Source organism: Telluria sp. AC161, assembly GCF_979258535.1.
The window spans coordinates 2,589,900-2,615,565 of sequence record NZ_OZ409861.1 but is presented as its reverse complement, the minus strand read 5'-3'; the positions used below and the strand labels follow the sequence as shown (position 1 = coordinate 2,615,565).

21 protein-coding genes are annotated in these 25,666 nt (G+C 63.6%); 15 read left to right on the top strand and 6 right to left on the bottom strand.

The window, feature by feature from the left end:
- Positions 1-32 precede the first annotated feature (32 nt).
- Together ACZ0AJ_RS11650 and ACZ0AJ_RS11645 are read right to left on the bottom strand one after the other, a co-directional pair.
- Positions 33-1,175, bottom strand: a complete 1,143-nt coding sequence (locus tag ACZ0AJ_RS11650; RefSeq protein WP_499454635.1) for a methyltransferase — start codon at positions 1,173-1,175, stop codon at positions 33-35.
- A 25-nt stretch (positions 1,176-1,200) separates the two neighbouring features.
- Positions 1,201-1,410 carry a hypothetical protein gene (locus ACZ0AJ_RS11645; RefSeq protein WP_183558170.1) on the bottom strand — a complete coding sequence of 70 codons (210 nt, stop codon included), beginning with the start codon at positions 1,408-1,410 and terminating at the stop codon, positions 1,201-1,203.
- Between the two features lie 222 nt (positions 1,411-1,632).
- Here ACZ0AJ_RS11645 and ACZ0AJ_RS11640 point away from each other — a divergent pair, with 222 nt between their 5' ends.
- The gene (locus ACZ0AJ_RS11640) at positions 1,633-2,901 is read left to right on the top strand and encodes an AAA family ATPase (protein ID WP_499454893.1); all 1,269 of its coding nucleotides are present in this window, start codon (positions 1,633-1,635) and stop codon (positions 2,899-2,901) included.
- A complete protein-coding gene (locus ACZ0AJ_RS11635; RefSeq protein WP_499454632.1) occupies positions 2,898-3,386 on the top strand; it encodes a hypothetical protein in 489 nt (162 codons plus the stop codon). Before ACZ0AJ_RS11640 ends, ACZ0AJ_RS11635 begins: the two co-directional genes overlap by 4 nt.
- Before the next feature lie 72 nt (positions 3,387-3,458).
- Here ACZ0AJ_RS11635 and ACZ0AJ_RS11630 read toward each other — a convergent pair whose 3' ends face one another.
- Positions 3,459-7,208, bottom strand: coding sequence for an AAA family ATPase (locus ACZ0AJ_RS11630; RefSeq protein ID WP_499454891.1), 3,750 nt, complete (start codon positions 7,206-7,208; stop codon positions 3,459-3,461).
- Entirely contained in the window at positions 7,205-8,488 is a 1,284-nt protein-coding gene (locus ACZ0AJ_RS11625; protein ID WP_499454628.1) for an exonuclease SbcCD subunit D C-terminal domain-containing protein, read from the bottom strand. Before ACZ0AJ_RS11625 ends, ACZ0AJ_RS11630 begins: the two co-directional genes overlap by 4 nt.
- Before the next feature lie 313 nt (positions 8,489-8,801).
- On the opposite strand from ACZ0AJ_RS11625, the gene ACZ0AJ_RS11620 reads away from it, so the two are divergent.
- From ACZ0AJ_RS11620 to ACZ0AJ_RS11580, 9 genes are all read left to right on the top strand, one after another.
- Complete coding sequence (locus ACZ0AJ_RS11620; RefSeq protein WP_499454627.1) at positions 8,802-9,386, top strand: hypothetical protein; 585 nt, start codon at positions 8,802-8,804, stop codon at positions 9,384-9,386.
- Positions 9,387-9,463: 77 nt separating this feature from the next.
- Complete coding sequence (locus ACZ0AJ_RS11615; protein ID WP_499454889.1) at positions 9,464-12,181, top strand: DUF349 domain-containing protein; 2,718 nt, start codon at positions 9,464-9,466, stop codon at positions 12,179-12,181.
- Positions 12,178-12,636 carry a molybdopterin synthase catalytic subunit MoaE gene (gene moaE / locus ACZ0AJ_RS11610; RefSeq protein ID WP_499454623.1) on the top strand — a complete coding sequence of 153 codons (459 nt, stop codon included), beginning with the start codon at positions 12,178-12,180 and terminating at the stop codon, positions 12,634-12,636. The genes ACZ0AJ_RS11615 and moaE overlap by 4 nt, the downstream gene beginning before the upstream one ends.
- Entirely contained in the window at positions 12,621-13,007 is a 387-nt protein-coding gene (gene crcB, locus ACZ0AJ_RS11605; protein WP_370660880.1) for a fluoride efflux transporter CrcB, read from the top strand. The genes moaE and crcB overlap by 16 nt, the downstream gene beginning before the upstream one ends.
- Before the next feature lie 96 nt (positions 13,008-13,103).
- Positions 13,104-13,529 (top strand): inner membrane protein YiaA, encoded by a 426-nt coding sequence (yiaA, locus tag ACZ0AJ_RS11600; protein ID WP_499454622.1) that lies wholly within the window; start codon positions 13,104-13,106, stop codon positions 13,527-13,529.
- Between the two features lie 113 nt (positions 13,530-13,642).
- Positions 13,643-16,252, top strand: a complete 2,610-nt coding sequence (gene clpB / locus ACZ0AJ_RS11595) for an ATP-dependent chaperone ClpB (protein ID WP_499454621.1) — start codon at positions 13,643-13,645, stop codon at positions 16,250-16,252.
- Positions 16,253-16,753: 501 nt separating this feature from the next.
- On the top strand, positions 16,754-18,052 hold the full coding sequence (gene aceA, locus ACZ0AJ_RS11590; RefSeq protein ID WP_183558192.1) for an isocitrate lyase: 1,299 nt from the start codon (positions 16,754-16,756) through the stop codon (positions 18,050-18,052).
- 166 nt (positions 18,053-18,218) lie between these two features.
- Positions 18,219-19,538: a 23S rRNA (adenine(2030)-N(6))-methyltransferase RlmJ gene (locus ACZ0AJ_RS11585; protein ID WP_499454620.1), complete on the top strand. Its 1,320-nt coding sequence runs from the start codon at positions 18,219-18,221 to the stop codon at positions 19,536-19,538.
- Between the two features lie 125 nt (positions 19,539-19,663).
- On the top strand, positions 19,664-20,932 hold the full coding sequence (locus ACZ0AJ_RS11580; RefSeq protein WP_499454619.1) for an EAL and HDOD domain-containing protein: 1,269 nt from the start codon (positions 19,664-19,666) through the stop codon (positions 20,930-20,932).
- A gap of 14 nt (positions 20,933-20,946) precedes the next feature.
- Here the strand turns inward: ACZ0AJ_RS11580 and ACZ0AJ_RS11575 are convergent, their stop codons facing one another.
- Together ACZ0AJ_RS11575 and ACZ0AJ_RS11570 are read right to left on the bottom strand one after the other, a co-directional pair.
- On the bottom strand, positions 20,947-21,696 hold the full coding sequence (locus tag ACZ0AJ_RS11575) for an SAM-dependent methyltransferase (protein ID WP_499454618.1): 750 nt from the start codon (positions 21,694-21,696) through the stop codon (positions 20,947-20,949).
- A 20-nt stretch (positions 21,697-21,716) separates the two neighbouring features.
- Positions 21,717-22,331 (bottom strand): Maf-like protein, encoded by a 615-nt coding sequence (locus tag ACZ0AJ_RS11570; protein WP_499454616.1) that lies wholly within the window; start codon positions 22,329-22,331, stop codon positions 21,717-21,719.
- A gap of 96 nt (positions 22,332-22,427) precedes the next feature.
- Between ACZ0AJ_RS11570 and ACZ0AJ_RS11565 the strand changes: the two genes are divergently transcribed.
- The 4 genes from ACZ0AJ_RS11565 (at position 22,428) to ACZ0AJ_RS11550 (ending at position 25,649) form a co-directional block, all read left to right on the top strand.
- Positions 22,428-22,925: a YceD family protein gene (locus tag ACZ0AJ_RS11565; protein ID WP_499454884.1), complete on the top strand. Its 498-nt coding sequence runs from the start codon at positions 22,428-22,430 to the stop codon at positions 22,923-22,925.
- Between the two features lie 252 nt (positions 22,926-23,177).
- Positions 23,178-23,360, top strand: coding sequence for a 50S ribosomal protein L32 (gene rpmF / locus ACZ0AJ_RS11560; protein WP_028104096.1), 183 nt, complete (start codon positions 23,178-23,180; stop codon positions 23,358-23,360).
- Between the two features lie 212 nt (positions 23,361-23,572).
- Positions 23,573-24,643 carry a phosphate acyltransferase PlsX gene (plsX, locus tag ACZ0AJ_RS11555; RefSeq protein ID WP_499454614.1) on the top strand — a complete coding sequence of 357 codons (1,071 nt, stop codon included), beginning with the start codon at positions 23,573-23,575 and terminating at the stop codon, positions 24,641-24,643.
- Between the two features lie 19 nt (positions 24,644-24,662).
- Positions 24,663-25,649, top strand: coding sequence for a beta-ketoacyl-ACP synthase III (locus ACZ0AJ_RS11550; protein ID WP_499454613.1), 987 nt, complete (start codon positions 24,663-24,665; stop codon positions 25,647-25,649).
- The last annotated feature ends 17 nt before the right edge of the window (positions 25,650-25,666 follow it).

Below are 25,666 nucleotides of genomic sequence, written 5' to 3'. Positions count from 1 at the left end.
GCAATGCGCGACGTGCAGAGAGAGTAAATCCCTCAGAGGGCGCCCTTGCGCAGGCGCCACAGCGACGTGACTTCCTGCGAGCGCGCCGCGTGCAGCGGATCGTCGGCATCGGTCGCGCGCGGGTGCACGGGCCGTGTGTCGTGACGCTCGATCACTTCCAGGCCGCCCGCCGCAATCCAAGCCAGTAACTGATCGCGGCTGCGCAGGCCCAGGTGCTCGGCAAAGTCCGACATGATCAGCCAGCCTTCGCCACCGGCCTCCAGATGCGCGCCGAGGCCTGCCAGGAACGCGCGCAGCATGCGGCTGTCCGGATCGTAGATCGCATACTCGATCGCCGAACTCGGCTTGCCCGGCAGCCACGGTGGATTGCAGACCACCAGCGGCGCGCGGCCTTCCGGGAACAGGTCGGTCTGCGCGATCTCGACCTGCGCCGTCAGGCCCAGGCGCGCGATGTTTTCGCGCGCGCAGCCCAGCGCCCGCGGATCGACCTCGGTGGCCAGCACGGCTAGGCCGCGCCGCGCCAGCACGGCCGACAGCACGCCGGTGCCGGCGCCGATGTCGAATGCGCGCCGGGCACCGGCAGGCAGTGGCGCCTGCGCGACCAGCTCCACGTATTCGCCGCGCACGGGCGAGAACACGCCGTACCACGGATGGATGCGGTCGTTCAGCGCCGGAATCATGACGCCCTTGCTGCGCCACTCATGCGCGCCGATCACGCCCAGCAGCTCGCGCAGTGAGGCGACATACGGCGCATCGACCGGGCCGTACGCTTCCAGGCAGGCCTGCTGCGCATCGGGCGCGCGGCGCAGGGGGATGCTGTGGTCGGCCTCGAACGGCAGCACCAGCATCGCCAGTGTGCGAGCGCGCTGCAACTGGGACAGGCGATGGCGGTGGAAGGCTTCGAGTGGCGTGGGCGCTGCCTTGCCGGCCTTGGCGCGGCGTGGCCGCTCGCCCTTGTGGTCGATCCGGCGCGCGAGCGCCTGCACCAGCTGGCGGGCGTTCTGGAAGTCGCCGCGCCACAGCAGCGCCGTGCCGTCCAGCGCGAGCCGGTACGCGGCGTCGGCGCTCATCGTGTCGTCGGCCAGCACGACTTTTTTCGGCGCAGGCCAGCCGCTCTCCGAGCGCCAGACGGCCGAGCGTTCGACGCCGTCCTCGACCCATTCGATGCGTGCCATCGCTTGATCCCTCTTATTGGTGATATTAGTGATGGTGGTTCCAGTTGCCGTCGCTCGAAGCAAGATACGACGCCACGGCGTCGGCATTGCCGGTGGCGTGGCGCTTGACTTCACCGCAGCCGCAGATGCCCTGGTAAGGCTGGATGTGCGAGCAGGCGGAGACTTTTTGCAGATAAACGGTGACTGGCTTGGTGCACTTTGCGCACTTGAATGTCAGGGTACGGGCTGGTTTCATCGAGAGTATTCTTTGTGACAAAATTTGACATTTTACACCGCTCCGAAACCATGTTAAAGAGGATTGTGAATGGTGCTGTGAGATTGCGGCGTCAAAATGTACAATGTCGGGTGTTACGGCTAGAAGGCCGCTGTCCTTTGAGTGAGTGGAGCCAGCTGGACCGATAATAGCATTACTTGATCAATGCTGAGTTAGTGCTCGTCGTTAAAAGTAATCGAAAATATGGAAATCGGGAAAAAAATGGCGCGTTTGCGAATCAAGAATTTTGGTCCTATCAAGAATGGTCTCCAGGAGAACGACGGATGGATCGAGTTCAGACGTATGACAGTGTTCATCGGCAATCAAGGATCTGGTAAGAGCACACTTGCTAAATTATTCGCAACTTTCTCATGGATTGAGAAAGCATTGGTCCGCGGAGATTACGATAAAAAATGGTTTGAACGAAAAAACAGACTGCGGAACCAATATCTGAAATATCACCGGCTTGAAAACTATATTTCCAGCCGTCCCGGGGAGTCGACTAAAATCGATTATGAGGGAAGTGCCTTTTCCATTGTTTACGAAAACGGGATGCTTAGCATTGAGCCCCGGTCGGATGTTGACTATCTGCTCCCTCAGATCATGTATGTGCCTGCTGAGAGAAATTTCATATCTTACGTTGACAATCCGAAGGATCTTCGTCTTTCATCAGATTCGCTGAAAGAGTTCTTGGCCGAATTCGATAATGCGAAGAATGCAATGAAAGGCGCAATTTCTCTCCCGATTAGCGATGCAGAAATCGAGTATGACAAGTTAAACGACGTACTGAATCTCAAGGACGCAGGCTATAAACTGAAACTCAAAGACGCTTCTAGCGGATTTCAATCATCTATTCCATTATTCCTTGTAACCAAACATCTGGCGGAAAGTGTTCAAAAAAGGGAAATCCCGGCAGAGCAGGGGATGAGTGTGAAAGAGACTGAACGTTTTAAAAGTATGATCGACGTCATAGCAAATCTCGACGTTTTTACGGAAGAGCAGAGACGAGCAGCGCTTTCAAAAATAGCTTCACGCTTCAACAAGGCTGCTTTTATCAACATTGTTGAAGAGCCCGAGCAAAACCTGTTCCCCTCTTCCCAATGGGAGATGTTGAAAAGTCTGATCATTTTTAATAACACCCTTGCGGGAAATCATTTGGTTGTTACAACACACAGCCCGTATATCGTGAATTTTTTGAGTATTTGTGTCGAGGGGTGGCGAGTCAGCAAGAAGATCGATGAAAACAAGAAGAATGAACTGCGAGCCAATTTGGAGAAATTGATACCTTCAGGTGCTCTGGTCAGACCAGATGATCTAATGATCTATCAGCTAGACGAAAAAAACGGCCTAATCACAAGGATCAGCAACGTTGATGGTATCCCTTCCGAAAAAAACTTCCTTAACGGTTTTTTACATAAAGGAAATGAGCTGTTCGATCAGTTGCTTTGTATCGAGGAGGAGTTGGAAAATTGAACTTTTTCGATTCGGCTTGCCAAAGCGGGCCGCATAGTGAAACGACGTTTGGCATCTGCGACCCGCAAGACTCTACCAAAGCGTATGTAGATGTCGATAACGAGGAGGATTGGATTGCCACCGTAGAAAATCCCGGTGCAAAGAATATTGTCTTCACCGCAATCGATAAATGCGTGATCAAGGATGATGAACACGTCGGCCGAGGTCGCTGCGATGCCATGTTGACGACCGATGAAATTCTATATCTCGTCGAACTGAAAAATCAGCGGGTGGCGCGCAAGGCTGACGCAATCGAGCAGTTGGAATCAACCGTCAAATTTTTACTGGAAAATCATGACGTAGCGCACTATCGACACAAGAAAGTTTTTCTATGCAATCGAAAAAGCAGACCTTTTGCTGTGATCGATAATGAAACACAGAGGAATTTTTTTCTTACTTATCGTTTCCGGATCGATGCACAGGCAACCGTGCTGATTGTTTCATAGCGTTAAATTTTCCTAAAAAGGCAAGCCTGAAAACGCTGGGAGCTGAAACTCGACACGAACGAATTTCACAATTCATTCCACCACCACGGCGCTGCTGCCGCCACCTGCCGGGCGCACCAGCACCTTGGTTGCGATGCGCTCGGTCATCTCCTGCACGTGCGAAATGACGCCCACCTTGCGGCCGAGCGATTGCAGCGCGTCCAGCGCATCCATCGCCACGCCCAGCGTTTCGCTGTCGAGGCTACCGAATCCCTCGTCGATGAAGAGCGATTCTACCCGCACCCGGTTGGACGACAGCGAGGCCAGCCCCAGCGCCAGCGCCAGCGAGACTAGGAACGATTCGCCGCCGGACAGCGAATTGACCGAGCGCACCTCGCCGCCCATATCCTGGTCGCGCACCATCAGCGCCAGCGACGGCATGCCCGCGTAGCTGACGCGTTCGAGGCGATAGCGTTTGGCGAGCTGCGCCAGGTGCGCGTTGGCATAGCCAAGCAGCACGTCGAGCGTGAACTGCTGCGCGTAGTTGCGGAACTTCTTGCCGTCGCTCGAACCGATCAGCTCCGACAGCTTGCCCCAGCGCTGTTCCTGCACCTGCTGCTGCTCGATCTCGCGCAGGCTCGACGCGGCGGCCACGCGCCGCTCGTCGTCCTGCAGGACGCGCAGGCGCGCCGAGGTCGACGCTTCGATCGCCGCATGGCGCTCGGCCTGGATCGCCTCGAACGCCGCCGTGACGGCCTCAACCGGCTGGCCGTCCGGCGGGGCCGAGGCCAGATGCGCCAGACGCTGGGCGCGCCGCTCGTTCAGGATCGCCGTGGCCTGGCCGACCTCGGTGTCGATCGCGTTCAGGGCCGTGCGTTCCTGCGCCAGCCAGGCGGTGCCCACTTGCAGCAGGCGGGCCAGCGCATCCAGATTGGCGATGTCGTCCACGCCGTCGGGATCCTTGCGGTAGTCCTCCAGCCAGTCGGCCAGGGCGGTGGCCGCCGCCGCGCCGGCGCTGTCGAGTTGCGCCACGCGCTCGACCAGGCCCGCAAGTGCGGTACGCGCCGTCGTTTCGCCCTGTGCCGCGTGCTGCGCCACCAGCTGGCGCGCCGCGAGCGCTTCGCGCGCGCTGGTCACGGCGGCGTTCAGTTCGTGCTCGACGTCGCGTGCCGGCCGGCCGGCCCACAGCGCGGCGCGCGCCGTGCGTTTCTGCGTGAGTTCGGCGTCGATGCGTTCGAAGTCGAGCGCACTGCGTGCGCTGGCTGCATCGATCTCGGCGATGCGCGTGGCCAGCGCCGTTGTTTCCACGTCCAGTGTGGCAATTGCCGCAGTGGCGCGGGCCAGTGCGTCGGTCTGTTCACGCCATGCGGCGGCTTCCTGCGCACGCGCCCCGCGCCAGGTGGCCGGATCGCGCCGCCATGCCGCTTGCCAGCCATCGCCATGCGCGTCGGCCAGCGGGGCGTCGAGTTCGGCCAGCAGCGCATCCAGCTGCGCGCTTGCTGCCTCGTGGCGCAGCGTGTGGGTCTTGAGCGCGGCCTGCAGCCCGGCTGCCGCCTCGCGCTCGGCTTCTGCTGCCGAGCGCCGGCGGGCCAGGTCGGACTGGGCAGCGTCGACCTCGTGCTGCGCCGCGTCGCGCGCGGCAGCAGCGGCGCGCCATTGTTGCTCTTGCCGCGCCAACGCGTCGACCGCGTCGCGTAGCGCGCTGCGCTGGGCGCTGAACCAGTCGGCGCGTTCGTCGGCCGGCGGCGCGGTCGCCGCCAGCGGGTCGGCGTGCCAGGCTTGTTCGAGGCTGGCGACGCGCTCGCCCAGCGTGCTGCGCTCGGCCGCCAGCGCCGCCAGCCGCTCGTGCGCCGCGCCTGCTGCCGCCGCGTGCTGCGCCTGCAGCGCGTTGTTGTCGCGCACGCGCAGGCGGCAGCCGTCGACTTCAGCGCGCAGGCTGGTCAGCATGTTCTTCAACGGCGCAGCCTGATGGGCATACGGGTGCTCATGCGCGCCGCAGACGGGGCAGGGCGCGTCATCTTCCAGGTTCGCGCGCAACTGTTCGACATCCGCTGCGCATGCGAGTTCCGCTGCCGCCAGCGAGCGTTCGGCCTGCGTCATGGCTGCTTCCAGCGCAGGGGCGGCAGCGCGAGCCTCTGCTAGTCCCTGTTCGGCGTTTGAGCGCGCCGTCTCGACGCGATCGACGTCGCGCGCGAGGCCAGCCAGCGTGGCGTGCGCGGCCGCCAGGTCGGTCCAGGTGCGCTCGGCCTGCGTCAGGCGTTCGCGGCGCACATCGAGAGCCTGGCGCTCTGCGCCGATCGCATCGGCATCCAAGCCGGCCAGCGCCGCCATCGCGACGCGGCGTGTCGTCTCCAGCGCATTGAGGCGTGCGATGCTGGCCGCCAGCGCGCTCGTGGCTTGCGCTTCGCGCTCGGCAGCGCCCAATGCCTGCGCCTGGATTGTCTCTGCCGCTGCCTGGTTGGCAGCCAGCGTGGCAAGCGTGTCTTCGCCCTGGCGCAGCAGGCGTTCCCATTGGCCCCAGGCGCCGGCCACCGCGTCCAGGCGCGACTGGGCTGCGAGCCAGGCGGCAGCGTTATCGCGGGCTTGCTGCGCACGTGCCAGTGCAGTCGATTTGGACTGGTGCTGCTCGCGGGCCTGGTGCGCCTGCGTGCGCGCGACGTCGAGCGCCGACTGCGCCTGCACATGGTTCGGCGCCAGTGTCGCCAGCGCGGCATCGAGGGCCTTGGCATCGTCCAGTTGCGGCGCTGCCGCGCGCAGTGCTGCTTCGGCGGCATCCAGCTGCGCGGTGGCCGCGTCGGTCTCGGCCACGCTGGTGCGCCGCACCTCGAGCGCCGCCGCCAGCTGGGCCTGCGTCGTGTCGATGGCCGAATGGGCTTGCCGGCGCTCGGCTTCGAGGCGCTGCACTTCCAGGCTCAAGGGCCGCGCCGCCTGCACCGCGTCGAGCGTGGCCAGGCGCTGGCGCCGCTCGCCGGCGTCCGCGCGCTGCGCGTTGGCCGCCGCCAGGACTTGCTCGGCCTGCGCTTCGCCGCGCGTGAGCTTGTCCAGTTCCTGGTGCCAGCGCAGTTGTCCCTCAAGCAGGGCGTGGCGATCGTCCAGCGCTTGCCGGGCCAGGTCGGCGTTCGTGCGTTCGGTGTCCAGCAGCGCGCGGTCTTCCGGCGACAGCGGGGCGGCATTGGCCAGCTTCGATTGCAGCACCTGGGTGCGGACCTGTTCGGTTTTGTAACGCTCGAACGCCCGGCGCGAGATGTCGCTGTAGATCGTCGTGCCGGTCAGCGTTTCGAGCAGTTCGCCGCGCTCGTTTTCATCGGTCTTCAAAAACGCCGAGAATTCATTCTGGGCCAGCAGTACGGCGCGCGTAAACTGTTCGAACGACAGGCCGATGCGTTGCACGATCTCTGCCGCGGCTTCCGTGTTGGTGCCACCCACCGGAATCAGTTCGGGCAGCCGGTTCAGCGAAATCTTGACCGGCTGTAGGGCCCCGTTCGGCTTGTTGCGCGAGCGCCGCACGGCCCAGCGGGCGCGGTAGCGGCGGTCATCACTCCCGACAAAGTCGACCTCGGCCCAGCCTTCGGCGGCGCCCCGGCGCAGCAGTGTGCGGGCATCCTGCGCGGTGACGGTTTCTTCGCCAACATCGGGCAGGCGCGTGCTCGAACGCTTCAGCAGGCGCGGCGTGTCGCCATAGAGCGCCAGGCACAGCGCATCGAGCAGGGTGCTCTTGCCGGCGCCGGTTGGGCCGCTGATGGCAAACAGGCCGGCGGAGGCGAGCGGTTCGGACTCGAAATCGATGGCGAACTCGCCCGCCAGCGAAGCGAGGTTCTTGCCGCTGATACGCAGGATCTTCATCGCGGCTCGCCCTCCACCGCGTGGAACAGCTCGGCAAACGACGCAATCTGCTCGGGCGGCGCTTCGGCGCCGTATTTCTGTAGCCACAGGCGGCGGAACACATCGTCCGGCTGCAGCTGCGCCAGTTGATCCAGACTCAGCGCGAGTTCGGTATCGTCGACGGCCACGTGCTTGCGCGTCGGTTCGATCTTGGCCAGGCGCACGGGCTTGCCGGCCAGTACCGCCTCGATGCGCGCGCGCAGGCCGGGTTCTGGCCCATCGAGGAGCACCCTGACTTCGAGAAAAGGCCAGGCGTGTTGCGGCAGGTCGGGATCGAGTTCGAGCGCCTCCAGGGCCGCCAGTGCCTCATTGAGCGGCGCAGGTTTGGCCGGCACCCGCAGCAAGGCCACCGCACGTGGCACGAACAGCGGCGTGATGTCCACGGCATGATCCCCTTCCAGGTCGATCCGCAGCACCTGGTGCTGGTAATTGACTTCCGAGAACGACAGCGGCAGCGGGCTGCCGCTGTAGCGCACGTTCTCGCGTCCACCGACCTTCTGGGCCAGGTGCAGGTGGCCCAACGCTGCATAGGCGATGCCCGGATCGAACATGCTGCTGGGCAGCGCCTCGGTGCCGCCGATGACGATGCGGCGCTCGGAGTCGAGCGACGCCTGGCCGTCGACCATATGGCAGTGGCCCATGGCGATGATGGCCTGGCCGTCCGTGGCGCGGGTACGCGCCAGCGCATATGCCTGGCGGTACAGCAGAGTTGTGCCCTGCAGATACGGATCGAGGCCAGGCTTATCGCTGGCTGCCTCGCTGGCCGCATCCCCCGCCACGGCGCGCAGGCGTGGCACGTCGCCGGGGCGCAGGAACGGCACGGCCAGGCACCAGGCGGCCACCTTGCCGGCGCGGTCATGCAGCGGCACCAGCAACCGGTCGAGGTCGACTTCGCCATCGCTGCTGCGCAATACATTGCCCACGACAATCGTGCCATAGGCTTCGAGCAGCGGCGTGGGCGCTTCCAGCCGGCCGGCGGAATCGTGGTTGCCCGCGATGACCACCACCTGCAGATGGGGCACGCGGCTGCGGGCCTGCTGCAGGAAGCGATACAGCTGGCGATGCGCGGCCGACGACGGATTGGCGTTATCGAAAATATCGCCCGCGATCAGCAGCACGTCGATGCGCTCGTCGTCCAGCGTCCCGACCAGCCAGTCGAGGAAACACCCGTGTTCGTGGATCCGGTCGAAATTGTGCAGGGTCTGGCCAAGATGCCAGTCGGAGGTGTGCAGCAGCCGCATGGGGGAGTTCTACCGTTGAGAAAGCCGAAATCGGGGCCTACTATAACGCAGCCGGCGACCCGTCGTGGCGCGCCGTGCAATACCATCTCGCAAGCATGTTGTGTGGGGAAATTCGTCGTGCCTGACCCCGCTCTTGTCGTCAAATCGCATTTGACGAACATCAAACCTGGCCAGGACCGTGTCTCTACACTAGCTAGTTCTTGTCGCCGGCTACTACTACAAAATCCATCGCCGGCTACCCCGATACCCGCATCCCCAGCCGCTCCGGCATGGCCTCGCCATGCGCGCTGGCGGCGCACTGAGAGGAGACATCATGCTCACTTCCACCTACACACTGGTGGCGTTGTCCGTTGAACAGGCGCGGGTACGCGTCGATTTGCAGGCGCTGCTCGAGCGCTGGCGGCCCGCCGCCTGGTGGGGCGAGCCGCCAGCGGCGCACCAGTACCAGGCGGCATGCGACGCGCTGCGCCAGGTCAGCGACGCGTGCCAGTGGCGCAAACTCGACAAGTTCGTCTTGCCGGCACTGCGCCGGCGTGGCGCCGATGCCGGCGCGCTGCTGGCCGAACTCGATGCGCTGAGCCGGCGCGCCAACGCGGCGCGCATTGCGGCCCAGGCCGCTGCTGCCGAAGGCGATCCCGGCTGCCTGGCAGCGCTCGAAGCATGTTGCGAACTGCTGCTCGAGCGCCTTGAACGCGAAGAGATCGAGTTGCTGCCGCTGGCGCGTACACTCATTCCTAGCGACCTCTGGTTCACGATCGCCAACCAGATGCTGGCCCACGACACGGTGCAGAACGAACACCGTGACGCGGGGCGCGGCATCGTGCGTGCCAGGCTTCCTACAGAAGTTTCAAGCAGGAAATCGCCCGCCTTGCCACCTGTCGTGCCCATCGTGAATTAGCCGCTAAGGCAGGGCGTGCGCGCCGGTTGATGCCATGTTCTTTGCTATGATGGCAGTTTTAGCGGTGCGAATTTCCTATGTTCGATTTTCTCTTCAAGCGGCAGGGCAGCAAGCCGGCCGCGTCCGGCGAGCAACAGGGCGCCGCCAAGCCGGCCCCGGCGAAATCGGGCGCTGCCCAGCCCGCCGTTAGCAAGACCGGTGGCAAGGCCGGTAGCAAAGCCGATAACAAGGCCAGGGCGGCCGCAGCCGCTGCTGCCGAGCAGGCGGCAAACCAGGCCGCAGCGCAGGCTGCCGAGGCACGCGCCGCCGTGGCCAGTGCCCGCGAGCGCCAGGCCGCGCAGCTCAAGGCGCTTGGCAACGACGAAGCCGCTGCTGCTGAGTTCATCCTGCAATCCCCGTTTTCCGAATTGCGCCTGGCCGCCGCCGAGCTGCTCCATGGCCGCGAGCACCTCGAGCGCGTATACGGCGCGATGCGCAATGTCGATCGCCGCGTTGCCAAGCTCGTGCATGGCCGGCTCGACGCGATCCGCCACCATGAAGCCGAACTGCGTCGTGGGGAAGACACGCTGGCGCAGGCGCGCGCCATGCTGGCCGATGCGTTGCTCACACCCAACCACGTTGGCGAACTCGACCGCAAATGGTCGGTCATCCGCGCGCCCGAACTCGCTGCCGACTTCGAGGCCGCGCGCGCCCAGCTTGGCGCCCGTCTCGAAGCGCAGGTGCAGTTGCAGCGCGCCATGATCGATCGCCTGACGGCGCTGCGCCAGCTCGACGGGCAGGGACTCGACGCCGCCGCGCTTGGCGAGACGCTGGCCCGCCTGCAGCAGGAACAAACAGCGGCACTGGCCGACCCTGGTCACCCATCGCTGCCGCGCGCACTGGTGGGCGAGGTGAGCAATGAACTGGCACGCCTGACGGCCAGCCTGGCCACCGCCGAGAAGGATGCCGCAGCGCTGGCCGCCCGTGATGCGGCACTGACCGCATGGGCGGCGCAGCCGCAAGAAGCATTGACGCCGGATGCACTGCGCCGCGACTGGCAACGGCTGCCGGCCATGCCTGCGAACACCGCCGCTACTGAAGCGTTGCAAGCGCGTTTCGACGCCTTGCTGGCGTCGTTCCCGCAAGCGATTCGCAAGCCGAAAGCAGTTCAGGCCGCAGCGCCAGCCGATAGCGGCACCGCGCCTGTTAAAGACAAGGGCGCCGACCAGGCCTTCCTCGACCAGATGGACGCGCTCGAAGCCGCCCTGCAGCAGGGCTCGCTTGGCACCGCCGCCGAAATCGACAAATCGCTGAAGGAAGCCAAGGACAAGGGCGTGCGCCTGACGGGCGCCCAGCTCGAGCACCTGACCCATCTGCGCGCCGACCTGAAACGTTTGTCGGACTGGGCACGCTGGGGCGGCAACGTGTCGCGCGAAGAATTGATCAAGACAGTTGAAACGCTGGCCACGCAGAACCTGGCGATGGGCGAACTGGCCAAGAAGGTCGGCAGCATGCGCGAGCGCTGGAAGGCGCTCGACACCTTGTCCGGCCCGGCGCCGCGCAGTCTGTGGGAGCGCTTCGACGCCGCCTGCAGCGCTGCCTACGCACCGGCCGCCGCACATTTCCGCCAACTGGCCGACGAGCGTCATGCGAATGCCGCGCGCGGCCAGGCGCTGGTCGACGAAGCCCAGGCCGAGATCGCCAACCTGCAGCAGGACAATGCCGACTGGAAGCACGTGTCGGCCACTGTCCAGCGCCTGCGTACGGCCTGGAGCCATCTGGGCGCGGTCGATCGCAAGGAAAAGAAACGTCTCGACGGTTTGTTCTCCGAGGCATTGACCACGCTGCAGCGCCCGCTGGAAAACCAGCGCAAGGTCGAAGTCGCCGTGCGCGAGCAACTGATCGAAGAAGTCCACAAGCTCGACCCGAACGAACGGCACGCCGTCGACATGCTGCGCGAGCTGCAGAGTCGCTGGCAAGACCATGCGCGCGCACTGCCGCTCGAACGCAAGGCCGAGCAGGCGCTGTGGCAGCGTTTCCGCGCCGCCTGCGACGCGCTGTTTGCGGCCCGCAAGGAGCATGCACACGCCGCCGACAGCGAGCGCCGCACCCACGAAGCGGCCAAGGAAGCGCTGTGCGCACGCCTCGAAGCGGCGGCGCCGGATGCCACGCCGTCCAACGTCGCCAGGATGCTGCGCGAAGCGGCCGCCGAATGGCAGGCGATCGGTCCGGTGCCCCGCGCCCACGAGGCGCGCATTGAGGGGCGTTACCAGGCCGCCGTGGCCCAGGTGCAGGCCCAGGTCGCGCAGGTGCGCCGCGCCGCCGACACGGTCCTGGCCGGCGTCGTGCGCGACAAGCTGCGCCTGATTCAGGCGCTCGAAACGGCGCTGGCCGATCCGGACAGCAATGCCGGCACCCACACGCGGGGTGACGACTGGCGTGCCCGCTGGGCGGCACTGGCCCCGGTCGATGGGGGTTACGAGCCGATCCTGCAAAAGCGCTTCGACGCGGCGCTGGCGGCGCTCGAAGGCGATCGCGCCGCGTATGCGCGTCAGCTCCAGGAAAACCGGCCGCGCCTGCTGAACGATCTGCTGCGTCTGGAGATCGCTGCTGGCATCGATAGCGGCGCCGATTTCGCCCGTGACCGCCTGCGCCTGCAGGTCGAGGTGCTGCAAAGCTCCCTCAAGTCGGGCCAGAAGCCGGGCGGCAATACGGCCGAACTTCGCGCATTGCTGGCGCTGCCAGCGCTGGCCGACGTGCGCACTGAAACGCGCATTGAGTGCCTGATGCTGCGCCAGCCCAAGGAGGCGTCATGAACAATGTCCGTGTGCAAACCGGCGACTTTGACCTCGGTATTGAGGTCGCGCGCCTGCGCGAAGGCGATGCCCGGGTCGGCGCCGTCGTGGCATTCGTCGGCACCGTACGCGACCTGAACGACGGCGCGCAGGTCGCGGCGATGGAGCTCGAGCACTATCCTGGCATGACTGAGAAAGCGCTCGACGACATCGCCGCGCAGGCTGCCGCGCGCTGGCCGCTGTTCGCCACGCTGGTCATCCACCGCGTGGGGCCGCTGCTGCCACTCGATCAGATCGTGCTCGTGGCCGTCACCGCGGCGCACCGGGGCGATGCGTTCGCAGCCTGCGAATTCATCATGGATTACCTGAAGACGGAAGCGCCGTTCTGGAAGAAGGAAGACACACCGGACGGCGCGCGCTGGGTCGATGCGCGCGTGACGGACGATACAGCGCGGGCGCGGTGGCAAGCCCGCTGAATTTTCTCGCGATCGGGCTCGGCGCCGCCATTGGCGCCTGGCTGCGCTGGGGCCTGGGCCTGTGGCTGGGCAGCCTGCACGGCTTTGTCCAGATCGGCACCCTGGCGGCCAACCTGCTCGGTGGCTTTTTGATCGGCTGCGCGCTCGCGTTCTTTGCCGACCAGCCCGGTCTGGCGCCGCACTGGCGCCTGTTCATCATTACCGGTTTCCTGGGTGGCTTGACGACCTTCTCCAGCTTTAGTGGTGAATCGATGACGCTGCTGCAGCGCGGCGACATTGGCTGGGCGCTGGCGCACACGGCCTTGCACGTGATCGGCTCGCTCCTGTGCTGCATGGCCGGTTTTGCCCTGCTGCGCACCCTGCGCGGGTAAAGTCGGCAGCGCAGGGAGGTTTTCCCTGACAACGCATATGTGGCCCGTTTGAAGCATGCTAGAGTTCCCGTCGAGTAATTACACAGGAGCTCGATCATGAATACCAACTACCGGCCGACCGCGGCCTTCGTCGGCGCCTCCTGGGGCGCGCTCATCATCGGCATGGCGGCCTATCTGATCGGCCTTTGGAACGCCCAGATGCAGCTCAATGAAAAAGGCTATTACCTCGTACTGCTGCTGTACGGCTTGTTCGCTGCAATTTCTCTGCAAAAGACCGTGCGTGACCGTGCGGAAGGCTTGCCGGTCACGGGCCTGTATGCGTCGCTGTGCTGGTTCTCGCTGATGGCATCGATCGGATTGCTGGGCATTGGCCTCGTCAACGCCACGCTGGCGCTGAGCGAAAAGGGTTTTTATGCGATGTCGTTTGCGCTGTCGCTGTTTGCCGTGGTCGCCGTGCAAAAGAACGTGCGCGATCTGCAAGCCGCCGGGCCAGCGCCCGAGTCCAAGTTGTCTGACAGCTAAGCGCTTTCCTGCTTGTAGGTGTTTTTCTTACGCGCGGCGCGATGCCGCGCTTGAAAAGCATCCCGTCATCCCAATCTTGTATCGCAACCAAGAACAAACTCAGGAGTCACACCATGCGACAAGATAAATTGACGACCAAGCTCCAGGAAGCGCTGGCAGATGCCCAGAGCCTGGCGGTCGGCAACGACAACCAATACATTGAAACGGTCCACCTGCTGGTGGCGCTGTTGAACCAGGACGACGGCAGTGCGCGTTCGCTGCTGCAGCGCGCCGGCGTGAACGTCGGCGCGCTGTCCAATGCGCTGAAGGCCTCGCTCGAGCGCCAGCCAAAGGTCACCGGTACCGGTGGCAACGTCCAGGTCGGGCGCGACCTGATGGGCCTGCTGAACCTGGCCGATCGCGAAGCGCAAAAGCGCGGCGACGGTTTCGTCTCGTCCGAGATGATCCTGCTGGCGCTGCTGGAAGACAAGTCCGACGCCGGCCGCCTGGCCCGTGAAAACGGCCTGGCGAAGAAGTCGCTCGAGGCGGCGATCCAGGCCGTGCGCGGCGGCGAAAGCGTCAATTCGCCCGAAGCCGAAGGCCAGCGCGAATCGCTCAAGAAGTACACGCTCGACCTGACCGAGCGGGCCCGCGCCGGCAAGCTCGATCCGGTGATCGGCCGCGACGATGAAATCCGCCGCGCGATCCAGGTGCTGCAGCGTCGCAGCAAGAACAATCCCGTGCTGATCGGTGAGCCGGGTGTGGGCAAGACCGCCATCGTCGAAGGCCTGGCGCAGCGCATCGTCAATGGCGAAGTACCCGATTCGCTCAAGGGCAAGCGCGTGCTGTCGCTGGACATGGCCTCGCTGCTGGCCGGCGCAAAGTTCCGCGGCGAATTCGAAGAGCGCCTGAAAAGCGTGCTGAAAGAGCTGGCGCAGGACGAAGGCCAGACGATCGTCTTTATCGACGAGCTGCACACGATGGTTGGCGCCGGCAAAGCCGAAGGCGCGATGGACGCCGGCAATATGCTCAAGCCAGCGCTGGCGCGCGGCGAGCTGCACTGCGTCGGTGCGACCACGCTCGACGAGTACCGCAAGTATGTCGAAAAGGACGCCGCGCTTGAGCGCCGCTTCCAGAAGATCATCGTCGACGAGCCAAGTGTCGAGGCGACGATTGCCATCCTGCGCGGGCTGCAGGAGAAATATGAGCTGCACCACCAGGTCGACATCACCGACGCGGCAATCATCGCGGCGGCCGAGCTGTCGCATCGCTACATCACCGACCGCTTCTTGCCCGACAAGGCCATCGACCTGATCGACGAAGCGGCGGCCAAAATCAAGATCGAGATCGATTCGAAGCCCGAAGTCATGGACCGCCTCGAGCGGCGCATGATTCAGCTGAAAATCGAGCGCGAAGCCGTGCGCCGCGAGACGGACGAGGCGTCGCAGCGCCGCCTCGAGCTGCTGGGCGAGGAAATCGTGCGCCTGGAGCGCGAGTACAACGACTTCGAAGAAATCCTGAAGGCCGAGAAGGCCGCGGTGCAGGGCACGACGCACATCAAGGAAGAGATCGAGCGCATCCGCTACCAGATGGAAGAAGCGCGCCGCCAGAGCAATTGGCAGCAGGCATCCGAGCTGCAATATGGCCGCCTGCCGGAACTCGAAGCGCAACTGCGCGACGCTGAAGCCAGCACCGCGCGCGCCGAACTCGACGGCCAGAAGCCCAAGCTCCTGCGCACGCAGGTTGGCGCTGAGGAAATTGCCGAAGTGGTCTCGCGCGCGACGGGCATCCCCGTCACCCGCATGCTGCAGGGCGAGCGCGACAAGCTGCTGCACATCGAGGACGAGCTGCACAAGCGCGTGGTGGGCCAGGACGAAGCCATTGAAGCGGTGTCGGATGCCATCCGTCGTTCGCGCGCGGGTCTGTCCGACCCGGATCGCCCGTATGGTTCGTTCATGTTCCTGGGGCCGACCGGTGTCGGTAAAACCGAGCTGTGCAAGGCGCTGGCCGGCTTCCTGTTCGATACGCAGGACGCCATGATCCGCATCGATATGAGCGAATTCATGGAGAAGCATTCGGTTGCGCGTCTGATCGGCGCGCCACCGGGCTACGTCGGCTATGAAGAGGGCGGTTACCTGACCGAAGCGGTGCGGCGCAAACCGTACAGCGTGATCCTGCTCGACGAGATCGAAAAGGCGCACCCGGACGTGTTCAATGTACTGCTGCAGGTGCTGGACGATGGCCGCATGACCGATGGCCAGGGCCGCACGGTCGACTTCAAGAACACGGTGATCGTGATGACGTCGAACCTCGGTTCGCACCGGATCCAGGCGATGGAGAGCGATGAGCCGGCCGTCGTGAAGATGGCGGTGATGGCCGAGGTACGCGGGCACTTCCGTCCAGAGTTCATCAACCGTATCGACGAGATCGTCGTGTTCCATGCGCTCGACGAGAAGAACATCGGCGCCATCGCCCGCATCCAGCTGCAGATCCTGGAAGCACGCCTGGCCAAGATGGACATGACGCTCGACATCGACGAAGAGGCGCTGCAGAAGATTGCCGAAGCAGGCTACGACCCGGTGTATGGCGCACGGCCGCTCAAGCGCGCGATCCAGCAACAGATCGAGAATCCGCTGTCGAAAGCGATCCTGTCGGGCCGCTTCGGACCGAAGGACGTGATTCCGGTGCGGGTGCGGGGTGGCGAGCTGACCTTCGGCGAGCAGACGGTCGAACTGGCGAAATAAGCCGGTTCGGTTGATATGAAAAGGGCGCGGCAATTGCCGCGCCCTTTGTCGTTTCTTGACAGCTCGTAGGGTGGACGGGGGCGCCGAGCCGGCTATGCCGTCCACGCGTTCAATTCAACCTCGCGCCGTGGTATGCGAAGGCAAGTTGAACGCGTGCGCGGGAAACCCGCGCACCCTACTTGGTGGCTAATTCGAGTCAGGAGCATTTGTCGCGCCCTTTGTCGTTTCTTGACGGGAAATAAGACGCCATATTTCAGGATGCGAAATGATCGTCGTGCGATGCGAAATGCGCAGCATGCCAGCGAGCGCTTTTCTTACCATCGTAAGAAATTTCATTCCGCATCATGATATGTGAAATACAAGCCATTGATATTGCTAGTAATTATTTTAGTCGTATGTCTTATAGAAGACTGATGGTGCCGCGCACAAACGGCTTTATGATTGTCTCAACGGAATCGCATGCTTGATCAAACGTCTTACCACCCTTCAGGAGAACACACCATGACTACCCGTGAACAGCAAATCGCCGAACTGCAGCAAGACTGGGACACCAATCCACGCTGGAAAGGCGTCGTGCGCAATTACACCGCTGCCGACGTCGTCCGTCTGCGTGGCTCGGTGCGCATCGAGCACACGCTGGCCAAGCGCGGCGCCGAGAAGCTGTGGAACCTGGTCAATGACGAGCCGTATGTGAACGCCCTGGGCGCGCTGACCGGCAACCAGGCCATGCAGCAGGTGAAAGCAGGCCTGAAGGCGATCTACCTGTCGGGCTGGCAAGTGGCGGGCGACGCCAACGCCGCTGGCGAAATGTACCCGGACCAGTCGCTGTATCCGGCCAACTCGGTGCCGCTGGTCGTGCGCCGCATCAACAATACGTTCCAGCGCGCTGACCAGATCCAATGGTCGGAAGGCAAGGATGACATCGATTACTTCGCCCCGATCGTGGCCGATGCCGAAGCCGGTTTTGGCGGCGTGCTCAATGCCTACGAGCTGATGAAGTCGATGATCGAAGCCGGCGCATCGGGCGTGCACTTCGAGGATCAGCTGGCGTCGGTCAAGAAGTGCGGCCACATGGGCGGCAAGGTGCTGGTGCCCACCCGCGAAGCCATCGAAAAACTCAACGCCGCCCGCCTGGCAGCCGACGTGATGGGCACCACGACGCTCGTGATCGCCCGCACCGACGCCGAAGCGGCCGACCTGCTCACGTCGGACGTCGACGCCAATGACAAGGAGTTCTGCACTGGCGAGCGCACGGTCGAGGGTTTCTTCCGCGTCCAGCCGGGCGTCGAGCAAGCGATTTCGCGCGGCCTGGCCTACGCACCGTTCGCCGACCTGGTCTGGTGCGAAACCGGCAAGCCCGACCTCGAGTTTGCCCGTCGCTTCGCCGATGCAATCCACGCCAAGTTCCCGGGCAAGATGCTGGCCTATAACTGCTCGCCGTCGTTCAACTGGAAAAAGAACCTGGACGACGCGACCATCGCCAAATTCCAGCGTGAGCTGGGCGCGATGGGCTACAAGTTCCAGTTCATCACGCTGGCCGGCTTCCACTCGCTCAATTACGGCATGTTCAACCTGGCCCACGGCTATGCACGCACCGGCATGTCGGCCTTTGTCGAGTTGCAAGAAGCCGAGTTCGCCGCCGCCGAAAAAGGGTTCACCGCTGTCAAGCACCAGCGCGAAGTGGGCACCGGCTACTTCGACGCCGTGACCCAGGCCATCCAGCAGGGCCAGAGCTCGACCACGGCGCTGCACGGCTCGACTGAGGACGAACAGTTCTTCGAAGAAAAGAAAGTCGCCTGACAAGCACATTGATGGTGCACTGGCCGCAACCTCACGAGGGTTGCGGCTTTTTTTATGTCGACCGCAGATCGCACCGATTCCCAGCCGGGCCCGGTTGTAGTGGATAATGGCGCCTAATATCGCCGCCAGTTTCGCGCGGCAACGTCACTTTTAGGAATTCCAGCTTATGTTGAGCTACCGCCACGCCTTCCACGCGGGTAACCACGCCGATGTCCTCAAGCACTTCATTCAGGTGCAACTGCACCAGTACATGAACCAGAAGGATGCCGCTTATACCTATATCGATACCCACTCGGGTGCCGGCGTGTATGCACTCGACAGTTTTCAGTCGACCAAGACCGCCGAATTCGATACCGGCATCGGCCCGCTGTGGGCGCTTACTGACGTTCCGGCACCGCTCAAGGAATACCTCGATCTGATCAAGGGCATGAACCCGAGCGGCAAGATGCGCTATTACCCGGGCTCGCCGTATGTCGCCGAGCAGATGGCGCGCGAGCAGGACCGCCTGCGCCTGTTCGAGCTGCACCCGGCCGATTGCAAGATCCTGGCCGATAACTTCCGCAAGCTCGACGCCCACAAGGCAGAGCAGGGCGAGCGCTCGCGCGGGCGCCGCGTGATGATCGACCGCGGCGACGGTTTCGACAGCATGAAGGCCCTGCTGCCGCCACCGTCGCGCCGCGCGCTGGTGCTGATCGACCCGCCGTACGAAGTCAAGGATGACTACAAGCGTGTGAAAGAAGCCCTTGACGATGCGCTGCTGCGCTTCCCGAGCGGCATCTATGCTGTCTGGTATCCGGTATTGCAGCGCATGGAATCGCGTCAGTTCGCCGATCGCCTGAAGCGCGTGCCGGCCAAGGAGTGGCTGAACGTCACACTGACGATCCAGACGCCGACCCCGGACGGCACGGGCCTGCACAGCTCCGGCATGTTCATCCTGAACCCGCCGTACACGCTCGAGCCGATCCTGCGCGAAGTGCTGCCGTATCTGGTGCGCGTGCTGGGCAAGGACGCCGGCGCACGCTTCACGATCGAGAAGGGCACCCAGGTTACGGGCACGGCACTCGGCCGCAGCGCCAGCCGCACCGACGGCGCCGCTGGTATGCCGCGCCAGCCGATCGGCAATGCGCGCCGCGCCAGCCCGTTGTCGGGCAAGGGCAGTCTTCGCCTGCCGGGCCAGGTCATGCCGCGCGAAGGTGACGAGCCGGTAGCGCCGGTCAAGCCATCGCGCACGGGTACCGGCACCGGCGCGGGCCGTCCGACGCAGGGCACAGGCCGTCCGACGCAGGACACGGGCCGGCCGGGCGCGCCACCGCGCTCGAGTGCGCCGAAGAGTGCCGCACCTCGCGCGCCCCGTGCGCCTGGCGCCCCATCGCGCGCGGCGTCGGATGCTGCCGCCCCACGTGCGCCCCGCACCGGTGGCGATCGCCCGGCGACGCCGGGTGCACCGCGCACCGGCCGCACCCGCCAGGGCGGCGGCCGCAGCTAGCGTTCGATTTGATGTCGAAATGCTAATATTGATGTTTTTGTAGTATAGTCGGTGCAGGTGGTGCGCGGGTGCGTGCTGCCAGCGCGCCGCGATCCGCCGCGACAGTTTCCAGGAGTAATATTTCAATGCATGCTGATGCAACGGCAGCGGTCTTGGTGCCGTCTGACGATTTTTTCCTCGCTCGGCAACCCATTCTCGGGCGCGACCAGCAATTGCTGGCGTTCGAACTGCTGTTTCGTGCTGCCGGCGAGGACGAAGACGCCAAGCTGACCGACGGCGCCGCAGCGACGGCGGCCGTCATTTCGCATGCGTCCCAGCTTGGCATGGAGCAGGTGGTGGGCGATCAGCTCGCTTTTGTGAATGTCGACGCTGTCGTCCTGATGAGCGACTTCGTGCGCTTCCTGCAGCCGCATAAAGTCATTCTCGAAATCCTGGAAACCGTCAAACCCACGCCCGAGTTGCTGGCGCGGGTGGACGAACTGAAAAACCTCGGCTTCAAGTTCGCCGTCGACGACGTCATTGAGCATTCGCCTGAACTCGATCAACTGATCTCGCTGATCGACATCATCAAGGTCGATATCAAGGGCGTGACCCCGGACGCATTGAGCGGTCTGGTCGCGTCGCTGAAAAAGACCGGCAAGCGCCTGCTGGCCGAAAAAGTCGAGACGATCGAAGAGTTCAAGCTGTGCATGGAACTCGGTTTCGAATACTTCCAGGGGTATTACTTTGCGCGGCCCGTGATCCTCAGCGGTCGCAAGATCGCCCCGACCGAAGTCGTGCTGCTGCGCCTGCTGGAGCTGGTTAATTCCAATGCCGACAACCAGACCATCGAGACGGCCGTCAAGCGCGACGCGCTGGTCAGCCTGAACCTGCTGCGCCTGGTCAACAGCCGCGCGGTGCCGGGTCCGCGCATCGAATCGCTGTCACAGGCGCTGGCGGTGCTGGGCCGGCGCCAGCTGGGTCGTTGGCTGCAGATCCTGCTATACACCGCGGCGGGCGCGCAGGTATCGCTCGACTCGCCGTTGCTGCAGCTGGCCACCACGCGCGGCAAGCTGCTCGAACTGATGACGCTGCGCGTGCGTCCCGGGGACACTGCCAGCGCCGACCGCGCCTTTACTGTCGGCATCATGTCGCTGGCTGAAGCGCTGTTCTCGGTGCGGATGGCCGACATCCTCGTGCACGTCGAGGTCGCGCATGACGTGCGCGATGCGCTGATCGACCGCGATGGCGACTTCGGCACGATGCTGCGCATCGCCGAGCTGTTGGAGACGGCCGTCGGTGGCCGCAAGCTCAATGCCGAACTCAAGAAGATCGGGTTGACGGTACCCGAGGTGCGCGAGATCGAACTGGCCGCGTTCGACTGGGTCCGTGAGCTGACCCACGACGTGCGCTGAGTCCGGCTGATTCTTTATTGACCCAGCAGCAGGAACACGGTCGGCTTCTTGTGGAAGTCCGGCCCCTTGTCCGACCCCAAGGCCGCTTTCCATTTTGCCGCCGTCATGGTGCGTACCGATTCGCTCGGCAGCGACAGATCGGTGGCCACGCACACCAGCGTGCCCGGCTGGCAACCCGCCACCAGTGCTTCGAGCATCGCGCCATTGCGGTACGGCGTTTCGATGAACAGCTGCGTCTGGCGCTCGCCCCGCGAACGTGTTTCCAGTTCGCGGATGCGTTTCGTGCGCAGCGCCGCGTCGGTCGGCAGATAGCCATTAAAAGCGAAGCTCTGGCCGTTCAAGCCGCTGGCCATGACGGCCAGCAGCAGCGACGACGGGCCGACCAGCGGCCGCACGGCAATCCCGTGCTGATGCGCCAGGCGCACGAGGTCGGCGCCGGGATCGGCGACCGCTGGTACGCCTGCCTCTGACACCAGGCCCGCATCGCGCCCCGCCAGCAGTGGCGCCAGCAATTGCGTCAGCGCGGCGGCCGGCGTGTTCACGTTCAGTTCGGCGATCTCGATTTCCTGTAGCGGCTTGGCCAGTGGATGGTCGATCGCGATCAGTTTCAGGAACGCGCGCGCGGTCTTGGCGTTTTCGGCCACAAAATAATCGAGCGAGCTGGTCAGTGCTTGCACTTGCGTCGGCAGCAGGCCGTTCAGGCAGCCGGGCGCAGCATCGAGTGGGCCGAGGGTATTGGGAATCAGGTACAGGGTGCCGGGCATGGGTCGTTTCAGGTAAAGGGTCAGGTGCCGAAGAAGCGCACGCCGGCGCGCCGCAGCATGCCGGTCAGGGCGATGAGCGGCAAGCCGGTGAGGGCGGTCGGATCAAGCGAGTGGATGTGGTCGATCAGGGCAATGCCCAGGCCTTCGTTCTTGGCGCTGCCAGCGCAGTCATACGGCTGTTCGATGCGCAGATAGGCGTCGAGTTCGGCGTCCGGCAGGTCGCGAAAGCGCACGCGGACCTGCACATTGTCGAGCTGGGCAGCGGCGGCGGGATTGGCCGCGCGCCCGTCCCACAGACACAGAGCCGTATGGAACACGACTTCACGGCCCCGCATCAATTGCAGCTGCGCCAGCGCCCGCGCATGGTCGCCCGGCTTGCCGATCTGCAGATCGTCGAGCGTGGCGACCTGGTCGGAGCCGATCACGAGCGCGCCCGGATGCAGGCGTGCCACAGCCTCGGCCTTGGCGCGCGCCAGGCGCAGCGCGGTTGCCGGTGGCGTTTCGCCTGGCAGCGGGGTTTCGTCGAGATCAGGCGCGATGGCCTCGAATGGCAGGCCGAGCCGGCCCAGTAATTCGCGCCGGTACGCCGAGCTCGAGGCGAGGATCAGACGGGGCGGGGTGGAACTTGGTAGCATGCGGCCCTCGGGATAAATCGACAGCGAAGCCACAGTTTCATGGCGCTGCGGTGAAAAGCCTGCTATTATCGCAGGTTTTCAGGGACGACTTTCTAAATGAGCGCTTTCATTATTGATGCCTTCGAGTTTTGCAAGAGCGATGGTTTTCGTGAAGGCAGCACGCCCCTGGTCGAGATGACCCGGCTGGCCGAAGAGAGTTCCGAAAAAGGCGGCGACATCCGCTGGACGATGCAAGGTGGTCAAACCCGTCACGGTTATCCGTCGCTGACCCTCGAGGTCGCCGGTCACGTGAAGCTGGAATGCCAGCGTTGCCTGCAACCCATGGATTACGAGATTGATTCGTCGACCATGCTGGTGCTGGGCAAGGATGACGAAGAAGCCGATGCCATCGAGATCGTTCTCGACGACGACAGCATCGATGTGATCGTTGGCAGCCATACCTGCGATATTCGTCAGTTGCTCGAAGACGAAGCGCTGCTGGCGTTGCCTCAGTCGCCAAAGCACGATGTCTGCCCAGAAAACAAGCTGCTGGACAGCCTGAAGAACGACAAGCCGTCGCCATTTGCCGGCCTCAAGAATCTCAAGACAGAATGATGTAGTACCAAATACAGCAGGATCGGTTTCGCAGTACGGTGGCGGCAGCGTAGAAAGAATGTCGCCCAAAATTTGCAAAAAGAATGTGTCAGACGCGTGCAGCGCTCGAGTATGGCATTGGTAGTAGAAGTAGACGGAAACGTGTCGGCAATCCCGGGGGACATCCTTGAAGATTGCTGCTGGGATACTCGATGCGCAAATCGTTGCACGTCGAATGTGTTAAAATTTTAGAACTTAGTATTAGGAGTTATCATGGCTGTTCAGCAGAATAAAAAATCCCCATCGAAGCGCGGTATGCACCGTTCGCACGACTTCCTGGTTGCACCAAACCTGGCAGTCGAGCCAACCACCGGCGAAACGCACCTGCGTCACCACATCAGCCCTAACGGTTTCTACCGTGGTCGCAAAGTTCTGAAGACCAAAAACGACGAGTAATCGACGTCCTGGCTTTTAGAACCATGAAAGCGGCGCAACGTATGTTATCTGCGTGGCGCCGCTTTTTCTTTGGCATCTGCTCAGGCATTGTTGGCATCACGGGCATGCGTTTCGCCCCGTCATGTTGAGCAGCGCGGATCCTGTACGCCTCCTGGCGACGAATCGATCCCATCTGGCCGCCAGTCCTGTGTGAGCCGCGGCATTCCCAATACATGACCATAAAAATTTCCATTGACTGCATGGGTGGCGATCACGGCCCGTCAGTAACCATTCCGGCAGCAATCTCGTTCCTCAAGAAGCAGGATGACGCCGAGCTTGTGCTCGTGGGCGTCGAAGAGGTGCTGCGCGCAGAACTCAAGAAACACCACGGCGACAAATTGCCGCGTCTCACGATCAAGAACGCGACCGAAGTTGTCGCGATGGACGATCCGATCGAGGTGGCCCTGCGCCGCAAGAAGGATTCGTCGATGCGCGTGGCGATCGAGCTGGTGAAAGACGGCAGCGCCAATGCCTGCGTCTCTGCCGGCAATACCGGCGCCCTGATGGCCGTCTCGCGCTACGTGCTCAAGACGATGCCCGGCGTCGACCGTCCGGCGATCTGCTCGATCATGCCGAACCAGAAGAACGGCCCGACCTACATCCTCGACCTGGGTGCGAACGTCGATTGCGAACCGCATCACCTGCACCAGTTCGCGATCATGGGCTCGGTGCTGTGCTCGGCAATCGAAGGCATTCCCCGCCCGACCATTGGCTTGTTGAACGTGGGCACCGAAGACATCAAGGGCAACGAGGTGGTCAAGGCCACCGGCGTGCTGCTGCGCGACGATGCGGCGCGCGGCAAGCTCAATTTCTATGGCAACGTCGAAGGCAATGACATTTTCAAGGGCACCGTCGACGTCGTCGTCTGCGACGGTTTCGTCGGAAACGTGATGCTCAAGGCGATCGAAGGCCTGTCGCGTTTCATGAAAACGACGTTCAAGGCCGACATCATGTCGATGGTCGGCGCCGTGTTCGCACGCAAGGCCCTGAAGAAACTCAATCCCGAGCGCTACAATGGCGCCGGTCTGCTGGGCCTGAAGGGCCTGGTGTTCAAGAGCCACGGCGGCGCCAACGCCTATTCGTTCGAATGGGCGATCAAGCGTGCCTACGAGGCCGCGCACAATAATGTGCAAGAACAGTTGTCGGCACTAATTACCGAGCTGATGCCGAATTCAACGGGCGCTGCCGAAGCGCCCATGCCGGTGCTCGAGCCCGTGTCCACGATCGAGCGCCAGGCGCAATAACCGAGCGGATGGTGAAGCAATGACCCTGTACAGCAAAATCACCGGCACCGGCAGCTACCTGCCGGCCAACCGTGTCACCAATGAAGCGCTGGCCACGCGGCTGGCTGCGCAAGGTGTCGAAACGTCGCACGAATGGATTGTTACCCGCAGCGGCATCGAGGCGCGCCACTTCGCCGCCGCCGATGAGCTTTCATCCGACCTGGCCGTGCACGCCGCGCGCCGGGCGCTCGAGATGGCTGGCCGCGAGGCGGGCGACATCGACCTCGTCATCGTCGCCAGTTCCACCCCCGACTTCCACGGCAGCTTCCCGAGTACCGCCTGCATCGTCCAGCAAAAGCTGGGGATGGCCAATGGCAGTGCCGCCTTCGACGTGCAGGCCGTCTGCAGCGGCTTCGTCTATGCGCTGTCGACGGCTGACGCGTTCATCCGCGCCGGCAACCACAAGCGCGTGCTCGTGATCGGTTCCGAGATTTTCTCGCGCATCGTCGACTTCAATGACCGCGGCACCTGCGTGCTGTTCGGCGATGGCGCCGGCGCGGTGCTGCTGGAAGTGTCGAACGAGCCGGGCATCCTGGCCACCAAACTGCACGCCGATGGCAGCCACGCCGACATCCTGTCGATCCCGGGCAACCTGGCGGGTGGCGCCGTTGCTGGCAGCGGTTTCCTGCACATGGACGGCCCGGCCGTGTTCAAGCTGGCCGTGTCGGTGCTCGAGAAAGTCGCGCACGAAGTGCTCGATACCGCCGGCGTCACGCCGGACCAGATCGACTGGCTGGTGCCGCATCAGGCCAATATCCGCATCATGAACGGCACCGCCAAGAAGCTCGGCCTGCCGCTGAACAAAATGGTCGTCACCGTCAATGAGCACGGCAATACCTCGGCCGCCTCGATCCCGCTGGCGCTCGACCAGGCGGTGCGCGATGGCCGCATCAAGCCAGGCCAGAACGTGCTGATGGAAGGCGTGGGCGGCGGCTTTACCTGGGGCGCCGTGCTGGCGCGCATGTAACGAGTCGCGCACCGCGT

Bases quoted from the DNA above. Each gene is read 5' to 3' on its own strand.
- ACZ0AJ_RS11650 (WP_499454635.1), bottom strand. From the start codon at position 1,175: ATGGCACGCATCGAATGGGTCGAGGACGGCGTCGAACGCTCGGCCGTC.
- ACZ0AJ_RS11645 (WP_183558170.1), bottom strand. From the start codon at position 1,410: ATGAAACCAGCCCGTACCCTGACATTCAAGTGCGCAAAGTGCACCAAG.
- ACZ0AJ_RS11640 (WP_499454893.1), top strand. From the start codon at position 1,633: ATGGAAATCGGGAAAAAAATGGCGCGTTTGCGAATCAAGAATTTTGGT.
- ACZ0AJ_RS11630 (WP_499454891.1), bottom strand. From the start codon at position 7,208: ATGAAGATCCTGCGTATCAGCGGCAAGAACCTCGCTTCGCTGGCGGGC.
- ACZ0AJ_RS11625 (WP_499454628.1), bottom strand. From the start codon at position 8,488: ATGCGGCTGCTGCACACCTCCGACTGGCATCTTGGCCAGACCCTGCAC.
- ACZ0AJ_RS11620 (WP_499454627.1), top strand. From the start codon at position 8,802: ATGCTCACTTCCACCTACACACTGGTGGCGTTGTCCGTTGAACAGGCG.
- ACZ0AJ_RS11615 (WP_499454889.1), top strand. From the start codon at position 9,464: ATGTTCGATTTTCTCTTCAAGCGGCAGGGCAGCAAGCCGGCCGCGTCC.
- moaE (WP_499454623.1), top strand. From the start codon at position 12,178: ATGAACAATGTCCGTGTGCAAACCGGCGACTTTGACCTCGGTATTGAG.
- yiaA (WP_499454622.1), top strand. From the start codon at position 13,104: ATGAATACCAACTACCGGCCGACCGCGGCCTTCGTCGGCGCCTCCTGG.
- clpB (WP_499454621.1), top strand. From the start codon at position 13,643: ATGCGACAAGATAAATTGACGACCAAGCTCCAGGAAGCGCTGGCAGAT.
- aceA (WP_183558192.1), top strand. From the start codon at position 16,754: ATGACTACCCGTGAACAGCAAATCGCCGAACTGCAGCAAGACTGGGAC.
- ACZ0AJ_RS11585 (WP_499454620.1), top strand. From the start codon at position 18,219: ATGTTGAGCTACCGCCACGCCTTCCACGCGGGTAACCACGCCGATGTC.
- ACZ0AJ_RS11580 (WP_499454619.1), top strand. From the start codon at position 19,664: ATGCATGCTGATGCAACGGCAGCGGTCTTGGTGCCGTCTGACGATTTT.
- ACZ0AJ_RS11575 (WP_499454618.1), bottom strand. From the start codon at position 21,696: ATGCCCGGCACCCTGTACCTGATTCCCAATACCCTCGGCCCACTCGAT.
- ACZ0AJ_RS11570 (WP_499454616.1), bottom strand. From the start codon at position 22,331: ATGCTACCAAGTTCCACCCCGCCCCGTCTGATCCTCGCCTCGAGCTCG.
- ACZ0AJ_RS11565 (WP_499454884.1), top strand. From the start codon at position 22,428: ATGAGCGCTTTCATTATTGATGCCTTCGAGTTTTGCAAGAGCGATGGT.
- rpmF (WP_028104096.1), top strand. From the start codon at position 23,178: ATGGCTGTTCAGCAGAATAAAAAATCCCCATCGAAGCGCGGTATGCAC.
- plsX (WP_499454614.1), top strand. From the start codon at position 23,573: ATGACCATAAAAATTTCCATTGACTGCATGGGTGGCGATCACGGCCCG.
- ACZ0AJ_RS11550 (WP_499454613.1), top strand. From the start codon at position 24,663: ATGACCCTGTACAGCAAAATCACCGGCACCGGCAGCTACCTGCCGGCC.